Source organism: Shewanella carassii, from assembly GCF_019670705.1.
Lineage (GTDB): Bacteria > Pseudomonadota > Gammaproteobacteria > Enterobacterales > Shewanellaceae > Shewanella > Shewanella carassii.
This window is the reverse complement of sequence record NZ_AP024618.1, coordinates 4,234,932-4,253,819: the sequence shown is the minus strand read 5'-3', so window position 1 is coordinate 4,253,819 and position 18,888 is coordinate 4,234,932. Positions and strand designations below refer to the sequence as shown.

Genomic DNA, 18,888 nt, shown 5'->3' with positions numbered 1-18,888 from the left:
TTCAGCAGCAGGAACTGACATGGGACATTGCATTCATACCCATTTTGAGCCCTTGAATATCGCCATTCTTACCCTTTCAGACAGCCGGGATCTGCAGACGGATACCTCCGGGCGTTTTCTGGTACAGGCACTGCAGGAGGCTGGGCATAACTTGGTCGAGCGTAAGCTCTGCCCGGATGATAAATACCAGATGCGCGCTATCGTCAGCCAATGGATAGCCGCGGCCAATGTCCAGGTGATCATCACCACCGGCGGCACCGGCTTTAGCGGCAGAGACAACACCCCAGAAGCGCTGCGGCCGTTGTTTGATGCTGAAATAGAAGGCTTTGGTGAACTCTTTCGCCACATCACTTACACTGAGCTGGGCACTTCTACTGTGCAGTCGCGGGCATTGGCCGGTATCGCCAATCAAACGGCACTGTTTTGTCTGCCCGGTTCCACCGGCGCATGCCGTACGGCCTGGAACAAGATCCTCAAAGAGCAGCTGGATGCCCGGCACCGGCCCTGTAACTTCGTATCCCATTTGAAAAAGGTTGCTATAGATGACTAATGCCTTTACCCATATCAATGCCGACGGCAACGCCCATATGGTGGATGTGACCGAAAAGTCGATCACCGAGCGCGAAGCCCGTGCCGAGGCTTATATTGAGATGTCAGCTGAGACGCTGCAGATGATCATGAGTGGCAGCCACCATAAGGGCGATGTGTTCGCCACTGCCAGAATCGCCGGCATTATGGCCGCGAAGAAAACCTCAGAGCTGATCCCTCTGTGCCATCCCTTGATGTTGACCAAGGTCGAGGTGGATCTGCAGGCCGAACCGGAGCAAAACCGGGTTAGGATCACCAGCCTGTGTAAGCTGGCTGGCAAAACCGGGGTTGAAATGGAAGCCCTGACGGCGGCCTCGGTTGCGGCGCTGACTATTTACGATATGTGTAAAGCGGTGCAGAAAGATATGGTGATTACCCAGGTAAGACTGCTGGAGAAACGCGGCGGTAAATCCGGTCATTTTAAGGTGTAACGATATGATTAAAGTGCTGTTTTTTGCTCAAGTACGCGAATTATTGGGAACGGCTGCCATTGAAGTCGCGAGCCAGCCGGGTTTGACGGCCGAGGCGCTGCGTGCCCAACTGGCGGCCACAGACGACAAGTGGGCCAGAGTGATGGCGTCCGACAAGCTGTTGGTAGCCGTCAACCAAACTCTCAGCCCTTGGCATACAGAGATCAAAGCGGGTGACGAGGTGGCCTTCTTCCCACCGGTAACCGGAGGTTGAGATGCAAAGCGATCGTATTTTGGTACAAACCGCCGACTTTGATGTCCCGGCCGAATATGCCCGCATCGCCGCCGATAATAGCGATGGCGCCGTGGTGACCTTTGTTGGCAAGGTGCGCGACTTCAACGATGGCAGTGCGGTTACCGACCTGACGCTGGAACACTATCCCGGGATGACAGAAGCCGTTTTGGGGCAAATCGCCACTCAAGCCCGTGAGCGCTGGCCGCTGAATCAGCTGACCATCATTCACCGGGTTGGCACTATGCATCTTGGCGAGCAGATAGTGTTTATCGGTGTCAGCAGTGCCCACCGCAAGGCGGCGTTTGCGGCTTGTGAGTTTCTCATCGATTTCCTCAAGACCAAGGCACCATTCTGGAAGCTGGAGGCCGGTGACAGTGGCCAACACTGGGTTGAGGCCCGCGATGCCGACGAGCAGGCCGCCAAGGCCTGGGAAAAGTAACCGGAGCGTTTGATGGTGCTATTGGAGCGATTGCTGAATTTGACGACCAAGGCCGTGCTGACCGCACTGGCGCTGCTCGGTCTGTGTCTGCCGGCTGCGGCGGCGCAAAGCGTTCATGTGGCTGCGGCGGCCAATATCAAGTTTGCCCTGGATGATATCGCCGAACGCTATCAGCAAGAGACAGGACGCCAACTCCAGATCTCCTACGGTTCTTCCGGTAACTTTGTAGCGCAGATAAAACATGGTGCGCCGTTTGAGCTGTTTCTCTCGGCCGACGAGCGTTATGTTGAGGCGTTGGCTGACGCCGGCATCACCCGTGACAAGGGTGTCGTCTACGCTTACGGGCGCTTGGCACTGGTGGCTCCCAAGAATTCGCCACTGAAACTGGATCAAGAGCTACTGGGGCTGCAACAAGCACTGGCCGCCGGGCAGATCAAGCGCTTTGCCATCGCCAACCCGGATCATGCTCCCTATGGCGAGCGCGCCCGTGCGTTGCTCAAGCAAAAGGGCTTGTGGCAGGAGTTGCAGGCCAACCTCATCTATGGCGAAAACGTTTCCCAGGCGGCGCAGTTTGCCTTGAGTGGCTCGACTCAAGGCGGCATAGTTGCCCTATCGCTGGCGGTAGCGCCGCAGTTTCAGGCGAGAGGTCACTATCTGGCGTTGCCGATAGATTCCCATGCCCCGCTGACCCAGCGGATGGTGCTGCTTGAGAAAGCCGGCGACGATGCCAAAGCCTTTTACGACTATCTGCAGGGGCAGGAAGCGCGACAAGTGTTCAGCGCCTATGGCTTTGCCCTGCCCGAGGGAAGCTGAATGGATTGGCAGTCGCTGTGGCTCTCGGTCAAACTGGCTGCCATCAGTGTCTTGGTGCTCTTGCCGCTTGCCATCTTGTTGAGCCGCTTGCTGGCCTACCGTGAGTTTCGCGGTAAGTCCTGGATAGAAGCGCTGATCATGGTGCCCCTGGTGTTGCCACCTACAGTGATCGGTTATTACCTTTTGGTAGGGCTTGGCAGTGAAAGCTGGCTGGGCCTATGGCTGCAGCAAACCTTGGGAGTGCAGCTGGTATTTCATTTCTCCGGCCTGGTGGTCGCCTCGGTACTGGTCAATATTCCCTTTGCGGTGCAGCCGATTCAAAGAGCCTTTGAAGCCATTCCTAAGGATGTGCGTGATGCCTGCGCCTGTTGCGGCATGAGTCGCACTAAGCAGCTATTCAAGGTGGAGTTGCCCTTGGTGTGGCCGGGGATTTTGACGGCCCTGGTGCTGTGTTTCTCCCATGTACTCGGCGAGTTTGGTGTCGTCCTGATGATGGGGGGCTCCATCGCGGGAGAGACCAAGACGATTTCCATCGCCATCTATGACAGTGTCCAGGCATTTGACTTCGCCTCGGCCGGTACTATGTCGCTGGTACTCTTGCTGTTTGCCATCACCACATTGGCATTGACCACAGGGCTGTCGCGGCGGCTCGGGAGATTGAAATGACCCCGACAGATCTGCATGTCAGCGTTCATCAAACCAAGGGGATCCCACTGCAGGCCGACTTTGTTTGCCGTGCCGGTGAAGTCCTGGCCGTGGTGGGGCCCTCCGGTGGCGGCAAGACCACGCTGCTGAGGATGATTGCCGGGCTCAATAAGCCGCAATCCGGCAGTATCCGCTATGGTGATAGACCCTGGTTTTCCGAGACGGTGAACCTGAGCCCACAGCAGCGCCATCTGGGGTTTGTGCCGCAGCACTTTGGCCTGTTTCCCAATCTGAGTGCGGTCGACAATGTTATCGCCGGGCTGGATCATCTGCCGAAGGCTGAACGCCGGGCCAGAGCGCTGGATTGGCTGGAGCGGGTCAATCTGCACGGTTTGCCGGATCGTTTGCCGGAGCAGTTGTCCGGTGGCCAGAGACAGAGGGTGGCACTGGCCAGAGCGTTGGCGCGTGAGCCGTCGGTATTGCTGCTGGATGAACCTTTTTCTGCGGTCGATCGCGAAACCCGTGAGCGCCTGTATCTGGAGCTGGCTCGGCTCAAGTCACAGCTGCATATTCCGGTGATCATGGTGACCCATGACCTCAACGAAGCCTTGTTGCTGGCCGACCGCATGGTGCTTATCAGCCAAGGGCAGTTGCTGCAACAGGGTGTGCCCCATGAAGTGCTGGCTAAACCCCGCAACGAGGCGGTTGCCCGGCAGATGGGTCTTAGAAACCTGTTTGACTCAGAAGTGGTGGCCCTGGAGCAGGAGCGGCAACTCACCTGGCTCAAGTTTGGCGAGCAACTGATTGCCTGTGACTATGATGCGCGCCTGAATCCGGGAGACAGGGTGCGTTGGGTAGTGCCCAATCAAGGCGTCAGATTCAACTCCATCAGCCGTGGCCGCCTGTGCCGCAGCTTCAATAAACTCAATGTCAGGCTCGAATCCCTACTGGTGATGGGCGAGTCTGTGCGCCTGCTGGCGGCAATCGAAGGCGTGGATCAGAATCTCAGCGCCGAAGTGCCGTTACATCTGGCGCGCAAGCTGGGGCTGGTTGCCGGCATGCAGACCGAAGTTGCGCTCAAATCCGAACAAATTCATATCCTTGAGTCTTAAGGCATACAGTTTTTCACGACTGTTGTTGATTAGATGATCAAAACTTAATTTAGCTTCCATCCTGGGTTCAAATGCTGAAATTTATACTACAGCCATTGAAACAACCACAAGGGTGAAACAAGATGCAAAAGTTAGCTTATTTATTGGTATTATCATCATTTTGCAGTGCCGCGGCTCTGGCTGCTTATACAGGGCCTGGAGCTGAAAACCGGGTCAATAGTGCGTCTCAGGTCGAGCAGGCCAATGACGACTCTAAAGTTGAACTGACTGGATACCTGGTGAAGAGCCTGGGCGATGAAACCTATCTGTTCCGTGATGACTCGGGTGAAGTGAAAGTCGAAATCGATCATGACTTGTGGCGCAATATTAACGCCGATGTGAAAGAAAGCACTCTGGTTAAATTGATTGGTGAGGTCGACAAGGAATGGAACGGCAAGGAAGTGGAAATTGAAAGTATCACCCTAATTGGTGACACTGCAAAGTGACCCATGGCTTGTATGAGTGGCTGGCCTTCAGTGCCAGCGCTCGGATGGAGGCAAAATGAGACGTTTATTGGCGGGGTTGGTGCTGTTTTCATCGGCGGCAGTCGCGTCCCCCACACTGTTGGAACTGTTAAACGATAATGACCGTATCCAACCCATAGAGCTGATGCAGCGTATTGAGTCCCAGTTTCCTGGGGTGATTGTCGAGTTTGAAACCGATGTGGAAAACGGGGCCTTGGTCTATGAAATCGACCTGATTAACCCGGATGATCGTACTACCACAGAGTTGGATTTGCTTGCCAGCAATGGTGAGATCCTCAAGCGTAAGGTAGAGCGTCTGGAGGCCGATGATATGGCTGAACTGGCGGTGGTCAAACTGCTGGTGCAGAAGCAGCTCAGTTTTTCCCAGTTAGTGGAAATGGCAGTACAAAACAGCAAGGCTCACCTGCTGGAGGCTCAACTGGATAAAGATCTGGGGATTGCCTACCTTGAGCTGAAAGTAATGGATGAACGTGGTAAGCATAAGCTGGCATTCGATATTGAAAAACAGCGGCCATTGCCTCTACTGAAATGGGACTGACAATGAAGATATTACTGGTCGAAGATGATGCAACTACTCGGGACTATATCGTCAAGGGATTCCTGGAGCAGGGGCACAACATTGAAACTGCAGTCGATGGCCATCAAGGGTTGCTGCTGGCGACCAGTAGTCAGTATGACTTGGTGATCCTGGATCGTATGTTACCCGGGCTCGATGGCCTCAAGGTATTGGCGGCGCTTCGGGCCACTGGTAATCAAACCTCGGTGTTGATCCTCTCGGCGCTCAGCCATGTCGATGAGAGGGTCAAGGGGTTGCGCGCCGGTGGTGATGATTATATGACCAAGCCGTTTGCCTTCTCCGAGCTGCTGGTACGGGCCGAGAAACTGATGTTGCGTGGTCAGTCACAACCGGCCAAGACAGATCTCAAGGTGGGTCTGTTGGAGATGGAGCTGCTGACCCGTAAAGTGACCCTAGACGGCACCGAACTGATGCTGCAACCCAAGGAGTTCCAGCTGCTCAAGTACCTGATGGAGCATGCCAATCAGGTGATCAGCCGTACCCTGTTGTTTGAAGCCGTATGGGACTACCATTTCGATCCCAGAACCAATGTTATCGATGTGCATATCGCCAAGCTAAGACGCAAGTTTGAAGAGCTGGGCCATGGTGAACTGATTGAAACCATAAGAGGGGCTGGTTATCGTCTCCGCCAAAGCCATTAAGCCTTACCAGAGCAGCGTATGGCGCATCACTATTTTCTTTTCTATGCTGGTGACGCTGATCATCGGCGCCTTGCTGTTCGCCCTCTATCAACAGTTGGTCACTGAGCAGCAGTCTCAGGTTGAGAAACACTTGGCCTCGGAGGCGCAGCGCTATCAACAGTTGGCCTTGAGTGTCGATCAGCGAGGCTTTGCGGCTCAGATCCGCGCCGCGGATCCGCAAACTGCGCTGATCGCCTGGCAGGGTAGCCCGGATATGGTGGGGGCGTTGACCTTTATGCCGGATGATATGCCGCTGTTGCCAAAAACCCGCGATTTCCCGATTCTTACCGGCGGCCCGGATAAACTGCATATTCTCACCGGCGGTGTGGTCACCACCCGCTATGGCCCTGTACTCATTGCCACCCGTACCGACCACCTGGCGACCCTGATCGAGAAGTTTCTCAGCGCCGCCGTTACCGCCGTGATGCTGACAGTGGTATTGACACTGGCCATGGGTTACCTGTTCTCCAAGGCACTGCTCAGGCGTCTGGTGCAATACAACCGCTTGAGTGAACGCATAGAGCGAGGCTACTACAACACCCGTCTGCCGGTGAGTCGCAATAGTGATGAATTCGATATGCTGGCGCGTCAGTTCAACCGGGTGCTGGATACGCTGGAACGTAACCTGACTGCGGTGCGCGGGGTGACAGACAATATCGCCCATGACCTGCGTACGCCTCTTTCACACTTGAGGATCGGGTTGGAACAGCTGCCGCAATACCCGGCGGAGGAACTCCCTGAACGCAGCGCCATCTTGATCGAAAAGCTGGATCACTGTCTGGCGACCTTCAACGCCATGCTGTCGCTGACCCGTATCGAAGAAGGGCAGCAAAAACTGGAGTTGGAGAGCTTCAGCTTGCAGCAGATGTGCACCGATCTGCTAGATATGGCTGATGTGTTGGCCGAGGCGGAAGGTCAGCAGCTCAAACTGGAAACTAATGAGGATTGCCGTATCACAGGCGATAAACACCTTGTATTCCAGGCACTGTTCAACCTGGTCGACAACGCCATTCGCTATGCGGGCGAGGGAGCCTGTATTACCATCTCGCAGCAAGCTAACCAGGTCATCATCAGCGACAATGGCCCTGGGATCCCTGAGGCGGAGCGTGAGCGGGTCTTCGAGCGGCTGGTGCGGCTGGATCCCAGTCGTCATAAACAGGGCACCGGCCTGGGACTCTCCATGGTCAAGGCGATCCTTTCGCGGCACAACGCCAGTATTTCGCTACAGGATAACCATCCCGGCCTTAGGGTCATAGTCACATTTCAGGTTTAACCCATGTATTCAGTGATAGCCACAGAACCCGACTTTATCCTGCTGGATAAGCGTCCTGGGGTTCATTTTCACAGCCAACACGGCGATGCTGGCTTAGTGGCCAGCGCCGAGCAGGAACTGGGCTATAAGCTCTATCCCGTACACAGGCTCGATACCTTGACCTCTGGCCTGTTGCTGCTGGCCCGTTCATCCGCGGCGGCGGCCGAATTTACCCGTATGTTCAGTGAACACAAGGTGCAGAAATATTATTTGGCGTTGGCCAAGGGTAAACCGGGTAAGAAACAGGGTTGGATCATAGGTGATATGGCTAAGTCCCGCCGTAGCCAGTACAAGCTGTTGCGTTCCACCGACAACCCGGCCGTTACTCAGTTCTTTTCTTGGTCGGTCGCCGAAGGGCTGCGACTGTACCTGCTTAAACCCCACAGCGGCAAGACTCATCAGCTGAGGGTGGCGCTTTCCAGCCTGGGAGTGCCGATTCTGGGGGATACTCTCTATGGCGGCAGCGCTGTTGAGGCTGATCGTGGCTACCTGCACGCCTATGCTTTGGAGTTTGAATGGCGCGGGCAAGTGCTTCGATACCTGAGTTTACCATCGCAAGGCGAAGTTTTTATGCAGCCGGGCGTTTTGAGTCAGTTGCAAACGCTTAAGCAACCCTGGGATTTGGATTGGCCCAAGCGCAAATGAATCTTGGGGCCGACCTTGCGGCTCACTCTCAGGGAAGGGAAAAAGGTTGCAAGCTGGGTGTCATGCTGCCAAGTTAAACGGGTTGTCCCTTTAATTCCTTGCCAGGAGTCATACCATGGATACCAACAAACTCTTGCTCGTCATTATCGCCATTTTGTTGCCACCGGTGGCGGTATTCCTCAAAGCCGGTGCCGGTAAAGACCTGCTGATCAATATCATTCTCTGCCTGTTCTTCTGGTTCCCCGGGCTGCTGCATGCACTCTGGGTGGTGACCAAGGACTGAGAACAAACGCTGAGACAGCGGCATTGGCCGGTCTTTGTTCGCGGCCAATCCGGGCTTTGGTTTCTCAAACGCAGAGGTTTGATTATTACATTTTTTGGGCCAGTTCCCTCAGTGAGGCGCTGGCCGCTTCGATGGAAGCCTGATGGCGCTCGTCGGCAAACTCCTGATATTCACTGCGCACTTCATAAAACTGCTCCACCCCCAGATAGTGGCTCAGGGTCTTGATGTGGGGACCCAGGTGATTCATTTCGGCGCGAATGCCTTCGTCGCCAAAGCCAAACTCGCCGCAGGAGTAAACCAACACCAGTTTCTTGCCGCTGAGTATCGGCCGCAGCGGAAAATCGCCACGCTTTAAGTCGAAGCTGAATGTGCGGTTGATGCGGATGACCTGATCAAACCAGGCCTTGAGTGCTGCCGGCATGCCGTAGTTGTACATGGGCGTTGAGATCAGAATGATATCGGCCTGCTGCAGTTCGTCGATAAGGCGGTCAGACAGTGCCAGCAGCCGTTGCTGCTCTGTGCTTTGCTGTTCCTCAGGGGTAAATACAGCGGCAATCCAATCTTGGGTGATGGTCGGCGGCGCTTGGTCACCCAAATCGTTATAGATGAATTCTGCTCCTTCATTTTTTGTCAGCCAGTGATCGCAAAATTGCTGCGCCAACGACTTGGAAATCGAATTATAGCTGGGCTTGTCATTGTCGGTTCTTCTCGCGCTGGCATCTATTCTTAAAAGGGTTTTCATCACTTTCTCCGTTTGTTTGCTCAGGGCATAACTATCTGGAATACCGCTCGAGTTGACAAAGGGTCATTTCTCACTTATAGATGAGTAAAATTCACTTATTTGACCGCAATGTTTGCCCATTTACCCACACTGAATAACTTGAGAGTGTTCGAAGCCGCCGCCAGGCATCTGAGCTTCAAGCTGGCTGCGGAGGAGTTGAGTCTGACTCCGACTGCCGTTTCCCATCAGATAAGAAATCTCGAGACTCAGCTGGACACCCGCCTTTTTATCCGTCAGACCCGGGCGGTATCACTGACACCGGCCGGAGCTGAGTTGGCAGAATCCTGCCGCCAGGCCTTGCTCGGCATAGCTCAGGGGATTGAACGTTTGGGAGTGACACCAAACCAGCTGAGAGTTTCCACCACCCATGGCTTTGCCGCCCTATGGCTGGCGCAGCGATTGCCGGACTTTCAGCAGCGTTTCCCCGAGATTCGGGTGTCGGTCAGCAGCAATGAAGGGCTGCAGCCTAGCGATCCTCTGGGTGAGACAGATCTCTGCATACGCTACGGCAAAGCGGCAGAAGGCGAAGAGGTGCTGTTCAGTGAGACCTTCGGCATTTACGCCAGTCCCGGTTATCTCAAGAGCAAGCAACATCAGGTGACGCTGTTGCAGACCCGCTGGCAGAACCCGGCTCTCGACGGGCTCGATTGGCAGCAATGGCAACAGACCTATCACGAGTTCAAGGGTGCCAGATTGCTGGAGTTTACCCAGGAGGATCACCTGGTACAGGCAGCTCTGGCCGGTGAAGGCCTGGCACTTGCCAGTTCTGTGCTGGTGGCCTCTTTGGTGGAGCGGGGATGGTTGAAACCTTGCTTGCCGGGCAAGGTGTTGCCTGGGCTCAGTTATCGGCTGCTGCCGGCACCCGGCCGCGAGCAGAGCCACAGAGTCAGGGTGTTTCTCGAATGGCTCAGGCAGCAGGCACTCAGCGGGGCGCCAGATAGGTCACAGGATTGAGATAAAACGCCTTCTTGTATCCCTGGGGCGCATCATCCATCAACCAAGGCATGGGCATCAGGCTGACTATGCTGTAGTGCAGATGGGGCGGCTTGCCTTTGGCATTGCCCGAGTCGCCGACCGTGCCCAGTTTGCTGCCCTGAGGTAGGTAAAAACCGTTCGGCTCCAGGCTGTCCAGATGGGCGAAATAATGCAACTTCCAGCCTGGCCCCAAGGCTAGCACTACCTTGCCGCCGAGACGCCACTCCCCTTGATAGAGGCGCAGCATGGGCGTCGGGGCCTGCACTTGAGTGCCGCGGGCGGCGAAGATATCTATGCCCTTGTGTACCCCTGAGGCGCCCCAGGGGTAATACCAGAAACTGTCTTTATGCCAGTCTTTGGCGCTGGCCTGGTGAACCGGCACCTGTGGGTTTTCCGGGATCAGGGCACCGGCAAAGATCAGCAGTAGCAGCAGGATAAAGCCATAACGTTTTTTCATTGCCGACACCTTCCTTAGCTTCAAAATTAACAGCAGATCGCTATTCGTGCTATCGAGCTTTAGTTCATCACGAGCCTATCAAGATAGCGCTTGGATGCAAAACCTATCCTGGTTCTGGAGCTTTACACTTGGCTTGCGTCCGGGAGTGCTATCACCGCTCTGCGCCAGAAAGATTTTCCGAGGACACCCGCCTGCGACATCAAGGGGTTGGGATCTCGGGTTATTCAGCAGCATCTCTGTAATCGAACATCCCATAATGCTTCAGTGGATTGGGACAAACAGTTCGTCCTGAATGGTCAGTTTATCTTGCTGCAAGCGGTAGACTGAGTCGAGCATGAAAGCCGCACTGCCTTGCCAGCAGAATCCGCCACTTCCTGAAATGCGTAATTGCTTATCGCGGCCCAGAGCCAGAGTAGAGAAGCCGCAAAAATCGCCACTGCCAAGCTTGCCGTCGGCAAAGGCCAGTTTGTGGCGCTCGGTGGCGGTTATCAGTTCGACATAGGGCGGTATCTGATCGCCGGCATCAAACTCGGTTTCCGCTTGCCCCGGAAACAGCCGCAAACAGGCCTGGCCCAACTGCCAGCTTGAGGGAATCGCCAGCGCATCCGCAGCACCTGCGATTGGGCAAGTTGGTTGACTGAAACTGCCGAGCTTTTGCTCTCTGTTGCTCTTACAGTTGGCGGCGTTGTATTGCAGGGCCGCCAGCACGGATTCACCCCCGAGGCGATAAAAGTGGCTACCCCAATTGAGCTCTTCATACTCGGCCAGGGCTATGCATTCGTTGAGCTGTCCGCTGCGCGACAGACCCAGCAAGAGATCGCTTATCAGCCAGTAGTAGCGGCGAACATCTTCGATGGCTGGCTCGGTCGCGCCTTTGATTTTGGGGAACAACTCATAGCCACATTCTTGATGAAAGGCGGCGAGTGCCGCCGTTGCCTGTTGATACTCGCCTTTGGCATAACCTTGCTGGAAATCACTCCTGGCCTTGGCCAGAGCCTGAGTGCTGCACTCGGCAGCGCTCAGAGAGGAAAAAGCCATAGAGAGCAGCAACAGCAAGAGTAAACGCATGGGTTAATTCCTTCTTCCCAGAATGCTCAAAATGCGCAGGAATAGGTTGATGATATCCATATAAAGCGCAGCGGCGCTGTCGATGGCGTTGTCGACCGTTTTTTCCTTGGCGTTGGCCTGGCCCCAGTCATAGCCAATGTAGCCGCAGAAGATTAGCACCACTATCCAGTCGATAATGCCGTGATGGGTCTTGAAGATAAATAGCTCTACCAGTTCGACAATGATCACCAACAGCAAGGCTATCGTCAGGGCGCTGGCTATGCGGGCAAAGAAGGCGGGAAACAGGGTACCCAATATCATCATCGCCAGGGTGACAATAGTAGTTATTCGCAGCGCCTCCAATACCAGAGTCGAATCATAGCTGCTGACCACCAGGTTAACTATCAGGCCGAAGGGAATAACGACTAGGTTGTAACCGAGAAAGCTTATCGCGGGCTGGGCTGAGCGTTCAAATAGATAGATGCCCGCCATACAACAGCCGAAGTAGCCGATAAAGAACAGCCAGGTTGGAATGGTAAGAATGATTTCGGGATTGATATTCAACACCATCAGGTAGTTGATCACAAAACCCCAGATCAGGGTCAGACCAACGACCAGGTTATATTTACCGGCACTGATCTGGCCCTTGTCGGTGCCATAGTTGCGTCGCAGGCTATTGTCCATAGCGAGAAGTTTCCTAGTTGTAGATTTCAGGCAAAATGAAAGCGCCACACGATATAGAAAAATATCAGGCTCAACAAGGCGCTATCGCCCAAAAGCTTGTGCGATATCTTCCTGCTTAGCAGAGACTATAGGCATAATCATGCTATAGAGATAAACCGTGGCTGACATTGTTGTGGGATGGGGTTTATTCGAAGCGGGCCGTGGCTTTAACTGGCTTGTTCCGGGCATTATCAAAGGATAGTCAGTAAAGAGGCTGCCCAGGCAGCCTCTTATTATTGCAGCCTCAACCGCAGACGGGGCAGTTGGCGATTTGCGGCAGCTTCATCTCGCGAAACTCCATGGTCATGGCATCGACCATCAGTAAACGACCGTAGAGCGGCTTACCGATCCCGCTGATGACCTTGATGGCTTCCACAGCTTGCAGGCAGCCCATCATACCGACGACCGGCGCCAAAATGCCCGACTCGACACAGCTGAGTTGCTGCTCGCCGAACAAGCTGCTGAAGCAGTGGTAACAAGGCATCTGTTGCTGATAACCGAAGACGGCGATCATCCCTTCCATCCGGATAGCGGCGGCGGACACCAAGGGTACTTTATGCCGAAAACAGCTGCGATTGAGCTGTTCGCGCACCGCAACATTATCGGTGCAGTCCAGCACCAGATGGTGCTCGGCAACCAGTTGATCCAATTCGGGATCATCCAATACCCCATTGATGGCTTCTATCTGCACATGGGGATTGAGTGCACTCAGGCTCTCTTTGGCCGATTCCACTTTGGGTTGGCCAATATTGCCATCCTGGTGCAATACCTGGCGCTGCAGGTTGGAAAGTTCGACAGTGTCGAAGTCCACTAGGGTCAACTTACCGACCCCGGCAACCGTCAGATACTGACCGGCAGCGCAGCCTAGGCCACCGGCACCTATCATTAGCACCTTGGCCTGTTTGAGCTTCTCCTGGCCTTCAATGTCCATCGCCTTGATGGAGATCTGCCGACTGTAGCGCAACATCTCGGCATCTGTGAGTATCTCGTCGGTCATATCGGCCTCAGCACAGCACGCTGTTATAGGGTTCTACTGTGACTCTGGTACCTGCAGGTGTGTCACCCTGCATCTGCTCCAGAATAATAAAACAGTTGGCCAGGCTCATGGAGGTTAGCATGCCGGAACCCTGAGAGCCGGTTACCGCCACTTCCAGTTCTCCATCCTGGTTGCGGCTTAAAATACCGCGCTGGTATTCCACTCGGCCGGGTTGTTTGCGGATTGGCGCAGTCAATTTGGCGTCCAGTAGTAACGGTTTATTTTGCGGCAGTCCCTGAAGTTTGTTCAACAGGGGCCAAACCAACTTGTAGAAGGTCACCATGGATGAAACCGGATTGCCTGGCAGGCCGCAGAATATCGCCTTGCCTATATGACCGAGGGCAAAGGGTTTGCCTGGTTTGATCGCCAGTTTCCAGAAGCTTATTTTGCCTTCCTCATCGAGGATCTGCTTGGTGAAGTCGGCATCACCAACCGAGACACCGCCTGAGGTGATCACCATATCGGCGCTGGCCGAGGCGTTGCGAAACGCTTGGCGGATAGCCTCAGGATCATCCGCAATAACCCCGAGATCCTGCCACTCGACACCGGCGCGGCTGAGCAGGCCCTGAATCGAGTAACGGTTGGAGTCGTAGATCTGACCGGGCGCCAACTCTGAACCCACAGGGCGCAATTCATCACCGGTGGAGAAGAAAGCGATTTTGGCCTTGCGGATCACTCTCAGACTGCTGATGCCTATGGTGGCCATCACTCCCATTTCGGCGGCGCCGATCAAGGTCCCCGCCTTGAGGACCTTGGTACCAGCCCGCAACTCTTCGCCGCGGCCACGGACATTATCTCCGGCCTGTTTGCAGGGCTCTATGGTGATCTGCTCGCCATTGGCCTCGGTTTTCTCCTGCATTTGCACTGTGTCGAACCCTACCGGCACTGAGGCGCCCGTCATGATGCGGACACAGCCGCCAGGCTGATACTCGCCTTCAAAGGGATGGCCAGCAAAAGAGCTGCCTAATAGTGTCAGGTTGCCCTTTTCGGGCAGATCGGTATAACGATAGGCGTAACCATCCATCGCCGAGTTATCGAATGGGGGCAAGTCTATGCTGCTGGCCAAGTCTTCTGCCAGCACTCGTCCCAGAGAATCCGACAGTTGCACGGTTTCTGTATCTTCCAACGGGGTGACTTGCTCGAGCAGCAGGGGGAGAGCGAGATCCGGGTGCATCAGCCCTGGATGGGCACAGACGTCTTGCGGCTTGGACATAGAGCAACCTTATTTGAGCTATTACTGAACCTGGTTGGCTATTATGCCATGCTGAAAGCGGATGACTATGATCTGCATGCCAGTTTTCGAGCCCTGGAGCCCGGCTTTTCCTTTTACTGTCAGCAGATTGCAACAAATGGCAAATGATAACTCAAGTTAAATGAAAAGTGTTTTCATTATAAATCATTGCCTTAGGTAAAGATTCTTGCATTTGTTGTGCCCCTTGATAACAATAGCGCCCATGAAACAGATACCCGAAATGAGAGGCAAGGATATGTTGGCACAAGCCATGATTGATAAGTTGAATGAGCAGATCAATATGGAGTTTTTCTCCTCTAACCTGTATCTGCAGATGAGCGCCTGGTGTGAAGACAAGGGCTTTGAAGGCGCGGCCAAGTTCCTGCGTGATCACGCCGATGAAGAGATGCAGCATATGCGTCGTCTGTTCACTTATGTGAGTGAAACCGGTGGTATGCCTCTGCTGGGCGCCATTGAAGCTCCCAAGGCTGACTTTGAATCCCTGCTGTCCCTGTTCGAGTACACCTATGAGCACGAACAACTGATAACCAGCAAAATCAATGCCTTGGCACATACCGCCTTCACGACTCAAGACTATTCTACCTTCAACTTCTTGCAGTGGTATGTGGCCGAGCAGCACGAAGAAGAGAAGCTGTTCAAGTCGATAGTCGATAAGATCCGTCTGGTGGGCGAAGATGGCAAGGCGCTGTTCTTGATCGACAAAGATCTGATGCAATTGGCCAGCGAAGCCGGCGCAACCGTGATGAATGCACAAGTGTGATCCGTTGGCTTGTTCGCGTTAGTCAGGCATAAGGTGAAGGCCTATGCCTGACCTCAACGTTTTTAAGAGCCTGAATGTTAATTGGGCTCTTCGCCGATAGGCATCAGACGTTTACTAAAGATGTCTCCTTCGAGTAGCAATTGAGTCAAGGCATCGAAGGGTAGTGGTCGGGACATGAAATACCCCTGGCCATAATCGCAGCCCATGGATTTCAAGAGTAACCATTGGGCCTGTGTTTCAATACCTTCGGCCACCAGCTGGAGTTCCAAGCTCTTGCCCATCATGACTATTGCTCGCACCAGATTGGCATCGGCCTCATTATTCAAGGCGTTATCGACAAAACTCTTGTCGATCTTGATGACTGAAATGGGGAACTTGCGCAGATAGCTCAAGGAGGAGAAGCCGGTCCCGAAATCGTCCATGTAAATAGTGATCCCCTGGCTGCGGATGCTACTGAGGATTTCCAGGGAGTTGGGGTTGTCATCCAACAACATGGACTCAGTGATTTCTATGTGCAATTTTTCAGGCTCGATACCATGCCGCTTGATCGCTTCGGCAACCAGAATGTCGAAACTTTCACCTCGGGCATTGATGCACTGACGACTGGAAACATTGATAGCAACTTCAAGGCGGATCCCTTTTGCCTGCCAGCGATTGAGATCTGTCAGTGCCTGTTCCAGCACCCACTCGCCAATGGGTTCTATCAAGCCTGTGCTTTCCGCTATCGGGATAAAGCGTTCAGGACTAATCCAACCATAATCGGGATCATGCCAACGCAGTAAGGCTTCTACCGAGGTGATCTTACCTGTTTCCATTGAAACTATGGGTTGGTAATGTAATTTGAATTCCTGACGCTGTACTGCCTGACGTAAGCGCTGTTCCAACTGCAGACGCTCCAACATGCTGGCATTCATGGCCGGGGTAAAGTATTTGTAGTTATCGCGTCCATCATCTTTGGCGCTATACATGGCGGTTTCGGTATTACGGGCCAAAGCATCAATATCCTCACCATCCTCCGGGTACACTCCGATACCAAAACTGACCGAGATCAGTGTCTCTTTACCATCGAGATCGAAGGCGCCGTTAAACAGAGCCTTGACCCGGTCGGCAATGGCCGACAGATCGATATCATTCTTGCAGTGTGGCAGTATGACGGCGAACTCATCACCGCCGATGCGGGCGATAAATAGTTGTTTGTCTGGCAATGACTCTAAGCGTCGAGCCACTTGTTGCAACAATAAGTCACCATGTTTGTGCCCCAACGCATCATTGATGTATTTAAAGCGGTCCAGATCTATCAGTAGGGTCGCTACCTTGTGGCCATGCAGCCTGGCTTGCAATAGCTCGTGGTGCAGACGTTCGTTGAACATCTTACGGTTCGGCAGGCGGGTTAAAGCATCAAAGTGGGACTGATACCAAATATCTTGCTCATATTTTTTGCGGTGGCTGATATCAACAAATAAACCTATGTGTTTGAGTATGTTGTTGTTATCGTCGCGAACCAGTGTAATGGCCAGGAATTCCGGATAGATCTCGCCGTTTTTGCGTTTGTTCCAGATCTCACCTTCCCATTTGTTATGGGTTAATAGGGTATCCCACATACTGGTGAAGAAGGCCTTATCATGGCGATGGGAATTGAGCACCGATGGGTTGCGCCCTTGCACTTCTTCCAAGCGATAGCCGGTAATACGAGTGAACGCAGGGTTGATCAGTTCAATATGGTTATCGGCATCGGTAATCACTATCCCTTCACCCGAATAGTCAAAGACGGCGGCCGCTTGTTTGAGCTGTTGATGGGACTTTTGCCGTTCATTGAGCATTTGCGACAAGGCCTGAGCCATGTCGGCCAATTCATCTTTGCCTTCAACATGGATAGCCAAATTCAGATTAGGATCTTTAGCCATCAAGTGCATATTGTCGCGGATAGCATAAATCCGCTTGAGCAGGTTTTGGCTCAGGGCTTGGCCAATCCACATCAAGATCACTACAGTGATGATCGAGCAAACCAGATACAGGCCGATTAGTTTCAGTGAGTGGTCTAATTGCTGGCTGGACATGGCCAGAATATCATCGGTGATATTGTCGGCCATGGCGTCCATTTGCTGAATTCGTTTGCTTGCCAGACGCCACCAGACTTCCGCGGGTACCGGGGGGCTGGGTTCACTCAAGGTCCTCAGGGCAGTGTGGATAGCTTCATCAGAGAGTTGTACTTGTTGATCTATGGTGCTGACTTTTACACCGCTGGCCCGCAGTTCGGTAACCAGCAGCATTTTTTGCGCATACTCTTTTAATTTATTATCGAGCGTATCTATGGCCTGTTGCTGTGTACTGTTTAAAAACGGCATTTGTTGCAGTTTGGCCAAGATCTGCTTAAGGGGAGTGAGCTTGTCGTAAAAGTCTATCCGATAGTGTTCATCTCCACGATACAAGAAATTTTTGAATTCATGTTGTAAGCCATCGTAGCCAATTAAGGCACTGAAATGTTCGACTTCGCGACTGATGAGATCCTGACGCCGTAATTGTTCACGGATCTTCGAGAGCTCTTGGCTTTCTTCATTGTCCAGCAGCTTTTCCAGGCTGAGTTTGTGGTTTTCCAGGGCTATGGATTGATAGAGCTCCAGGCTCTGGGCTTGTTCTGTCAGCAGGATTGCCAGTTGTTCATAGTTTTGAGTGCTAAATCGGCGTTGAGTCAAGAGTCGGTTGGCCAGCTCCCTTTCCCTCACAGCCAGCTCCTGCAGTCGCAGTAGGGCGGTCAAATCAGCATAGGCCATGGCTTGTTGCACATCGCCGGCCAAGGATTGCAGGTTGACTATACCCAGTAATAGTTCATCGTTGAATTCAGAGTAGAAGTTAAGCGAAATACTCTGCGCCTGGCTCAGCAGGCAGTTACGATTGAGTTCCAGCTGTTCGGTACGCTCATCGAGCATATCCAACTCTTTGAGCAGCTTTTGAATGGCATCAGGGTCGTGACTTAATTTTTCTGCCAACTGGCTGATATAAGGGGACTGATTGAGCTCACTAATCAGGGCCGATACTTTATGCTGTTGCTTGGTCAGCTCCTCGTTGAAACAGCTCCCGCGGCAGCTGATATAGGCAGAAGTGAGGCCTCTCTCCTGTTGTACTTCATAGAGTAAATTTGAAAGGCTTCTAGATATTTCAACCGCATAGCGGCTTTTCGTGGCTAGCTGGTAGTTCTGATACAGCTCAAGGATACGAATACAGCCCAACAGACAAAGCACCAGAATGGGTACCAAGGCGTACAAGAGCAATTTGTGCTTCAGGCTGAATTTGCTGAACACAGACAAGGTCTCCAGGGGGACTTATGAATAAAGAATGAGCTATGACCAATGCTTGGTTAATAAGCCGTGCGACCTCACATTGTTAGCACAGATAACGGAGGGCGGCGAACCCTTACTGAAGGATTTCTTAAGCTGGTCACGAAATTATTTGTATAGCGACCTTTGTTTGTAAATAAGTGTTTTATTTGATAAAAAACTGTTTCGCCATCTAGGGTCCACAGGGCAACTCCCCGTG

The 18,888-nt window shown here is 53.3% G+C and carries 22 protein-coding genes; 15 read left to right on the top strand and 7 right to left on the bottom strand.

All coding sequences use genetic code 11. The features are described 5' to 3' along the window. The first annotated feature begins 19 nt into the window (after positions 1 to 19). The 13 genes from moaB (at position 20) to K5621_RS18995 (ending at position 8,323) form a co-directional block, all read left to right on the top strand. Positions 20 to 550 (top strand): molybdenum cofactor biosynthesis protein B, encoded by a 531-nt coding sequence (moaB, locus tag K5621_RS19055; protein WP_100143302.1) that lies wholly within the window; start codon positions 20 to 22, stop codon positions 548 to 550. Beyond that, complete coding sequence (gene moaC, locus K5621_RS19050) at positions 543 to 1,019, top strand: cyclic pyranopterin monophosphate synthase MoaC (protein WP_025889198.1); 477 nt, start codon at positions 543 to 545, stop codon at positions 1,017 to 1,019. The genes moaB and moaC overlap by 8 nt, the downstream gene beginning before the upstream one ends. Positions 1,020 to 1,023: 4 nt before the next feature. After that, positions 1,024 to 1,272 (top strand): molybdopterin synthase sulfur carrier subunit, encoded by a 249-nt coding sequence (gene moaD, locus K5621_RS19045; protein ID WP_044735499.1) that lies wholly within the window; start codon positions 1,024 to 1,026, stop codon positions 1,270 to 1,272. A gap of 1 nt (position 1,273) precedes the next feature. Further along, entirely contained in the window at positions 1,274 to 1,732 is a 459-nt protein-coding gene (gene moaE / locus K5621_RS19040) for a molybdopterin synthase catalytic subunit MoaE (protein WP_039034613.1), read from the top strand. Positions 1,733 to 1,744: 12 nt separating this feature from the next. After that, entirely contained in the window at positions 1,745 to 2,545 is an 801-nt protein-coding gene (modA, locus tag K5621_RS19035) for a molybdate ABC transporter substrate-binding protein (RefSeq protein WP_221050050.1), read from the top strand. Continuing rightward, complete coding sequence (gene modB / locus K5621_RS19030) at positions 2,546 to 3,211, top strand: molybdate ABC transporter permease subunit (protein ID WP_221050049.1); 666 nt, start codon at positions 2,546 to 2,548, stop codon at positions 3,209 to 3,211. Then, positions 3,208 to 4,302 carry an ABC transporter ATP-binding protein gene (locus K5621_RS19025; RefSeq protein WP_100143305.1) on the top strand — a complete coding sequence of 365 codons (1,095 nt, stop codon included), beginning with the start codon at positions 3,208 to 3,210 and terminating at the stop codon, positions 4,300 to 4,302. The genes modB and K5621_RS19025 overlap by 4 nt, the downstream gene beginning before the upstream one ends. Before the next feature lie 122 nt (positions 4,303 to 4,424). After that, positions 4,425 to 4,787 carry a YgiW/YdeI family stress tolerance OB fold protein gene (locus K5621_RS19020; protein WP_100143306.1) on the top strand — a complete coding sequence of 121 codons (363 nt, stop codon included), beginning with the start codon at positions 4,425 to 4,427 and terminating at the stop codon, positions 4,785 to 4,787. A gap of 55 nt (positions 4,788 to 4,842) precedes the next feature. Further along, positions 4,843 to 5,364: a PepSY domain-containing protein gene (locus tag K5621_RS19015; protein ID WP_221050048.1), complete on the top strand. Its 522-nt coding sequence runs from the start codon at positions 4,843 to 4,845 to the stop codon at positions 5,362 to 5,364. A 2-nt stretch (positions 5,365 to 5,366) separates the two neighbouring features. Further along, a complete protein-coding gene (locus K5621_RS19010) occupies positions 5,367 to 6,044 on the top strand; it encodes a response regulator transcription factor (protein WP_100143308.1) in 678 nt (225 codons plus the stop codon). Positions 6,045 to 6,093: 49 nt separating this feature from the next. After that, complete coding sequence (locus K5621_RS19005) at positions 6,094 to 7,356, top strand: sensor histidine kinase (protein ID WP_100143463.1); 1,263 nt, start codon at positions 6,094 to 6,096, stop codon at positions 7,354 to 7,356. A gap of 3 nt (positions 7,357 to 7,359) precedes the next feature. Continuing rightward, positions 7,360 to 8,040, top strand: coding sequence for a TIGR01621 family pseudouridine synthase (locus tag K5621_RS19000; protein ID WP_100143309.1), 681 nt, complete (start codon positions 7,360 to 7,362; stop codon positions 8,038 to 8,040). A 115-nt stretch (positions 8,041 to 8,155) separates the two neighbouring features. Continuing rightward, the gene (locus K5621_RS18995) at positions 8,156 to 8,323 is read left to right on the top strand and encodes a YqaE/Pmp3 family membrane protein (protein ID WP_039034620.1); all 168 of its coding nucleotides are present in this window, start codon (positions 8,156 to 8,158) and stop codon (positions 8,321 to 8,323) included. 85 nt (positions 8,324 to 8,408) lie between these two features. Here the strand turns inward: K5621_RS18995 and K5621_RS18990 are convergent, their stop codons facing one another. Next, complete coding sequence (locus tag K5621_RS18990) at positions 8,409 to 9,065, bottom strand: FMN-dependent NADH-azoreductase (protein ID WP_221050047.1); 657 nt, start codon at positions 9,063 to 9,065, stop codon at positions 8,409 to 8,411. 108 nt (positions 9,066 to 9,173) lie between these two features. On the opposite strand from K5621_RS18990, the gene K5621_RS18985 reads away from it, so the two are divergent. Then, the gene (locus K5621_RS18985; RefSeq protein ID WP_221050046.1) at positions 9,174 to 10,058 is read left to right on the top strand and encodes a LysR substrate-binding domain-containing protein; all 885 of its coding nucleotides are present in this window, start codon (positions 9,174 to 9,176) and stop codon (positions 10,056 to 10,058) included. Here K5621_RS18985 and K5621_RS18980 read toward each other — a convergent pair. The 5 genes from K5621_RS18980 to moeA form a co-directional block, all read right to left on the bottom strand. Further along, on the bottom strand, positions 10,027 to 10,536 hold the full coding sequence (locus K5621_RS18980) for a M23 family metallopeptidase (RefSeq protein WP_221050045.1): 510 nt from the start codon (positions 10,534 to 10,536) through the stop codon (positions 10,027 to 10,029). The genes K5621_RS18985 and K5621_RS18980 overlap by 32 nt on opposite strands. A 261-nt stretch (positions 10,537 to 10,797) precedes the next feature. After that, positions 10,798 to 11,604: a hypothetical protein gene (locus tag K5621_RS18975; protein ID WP_221050044.1), complete on the bottom strand. Its 807-nt coding sequence runs from the start codon at positions 11,602 to 11,604 to the stop codon at positions 10,798 to 10,800. A 3-nt stretch (positions 11,605 to 11,607) separates the two neighbouring features. Next, positions 11,608 to 12,267, bottom strand: a complete 660-nt coding sequence (locus K5621_RS18970; protein WP_221050043.1) for a Bax inhibitor-1 family protein — start codon at positions 12,265 to 12,267, stop codon at positions 11,608 to 11,610. A gap of 283 nt (positions 12,268 to 12,550) precedes the next feature. Beyond that, on the bottom strand, positions 12,551 to 13,303 hold the full coding sequence (moeB, locus tag K5621_RS18965) for a molybdopterin-synthase adenylyltransferase MoeB (RefSeq protein WP_100143315.1): 753 nt from the start codon (positions 13,301 to 13,303) through the stop codon (positions 12,551 to 12,553). A 7-nt stretch (positions 13,304 to 13,310) separates the two neighbouring features. After that, positions 13,311 to 14,555: a molybdopterin molybdotransferase MoeA gene (gene moeA, locus K5621_RS18960; protein ID WP_221050042.1), complete on the bottom strand. Its 1,245-nt coding sequence runs from the start codon at positions 14,553 to 14,555 to the stop codon at positions 13,311 to 13,313. A gap of 274 nt (positions 14,556 to 14,829) precedes the next feature. Between moeA and ftnA the strand changes: the two genes are divergently transcribed. Further along, positions 14,830 to 15,354: a non-heme ferritin gene (ftnA, locus tag K5621_RS18955; RefSeq protein WP_100143464.1), complete on the top strand. Its 525-nt coding sequence runs from the start codon at positions 14,830 to 14,832 to the stop codon at positions 15,352 to 15,354. Positions 15,355 to 15,431: 77 nt separating this feature from the next. Here the strand turns inward: ftnA and K5621_RS18950 are convergent, their stop codons facing one another. Further along, positions 15,432 to 18,653: an EAL domain-containing protein gene (locus K5621_RS18950; protein WP_157929055.1), complete on the bottom strand. Its 3,222-nt coding sequence runs from the start codon at positions 18,651 to 18,653 to the stop codon at positions 15,432 to 15,434. Positions 18,654 to 18,888: the final 235 nt, after the last annotated feature.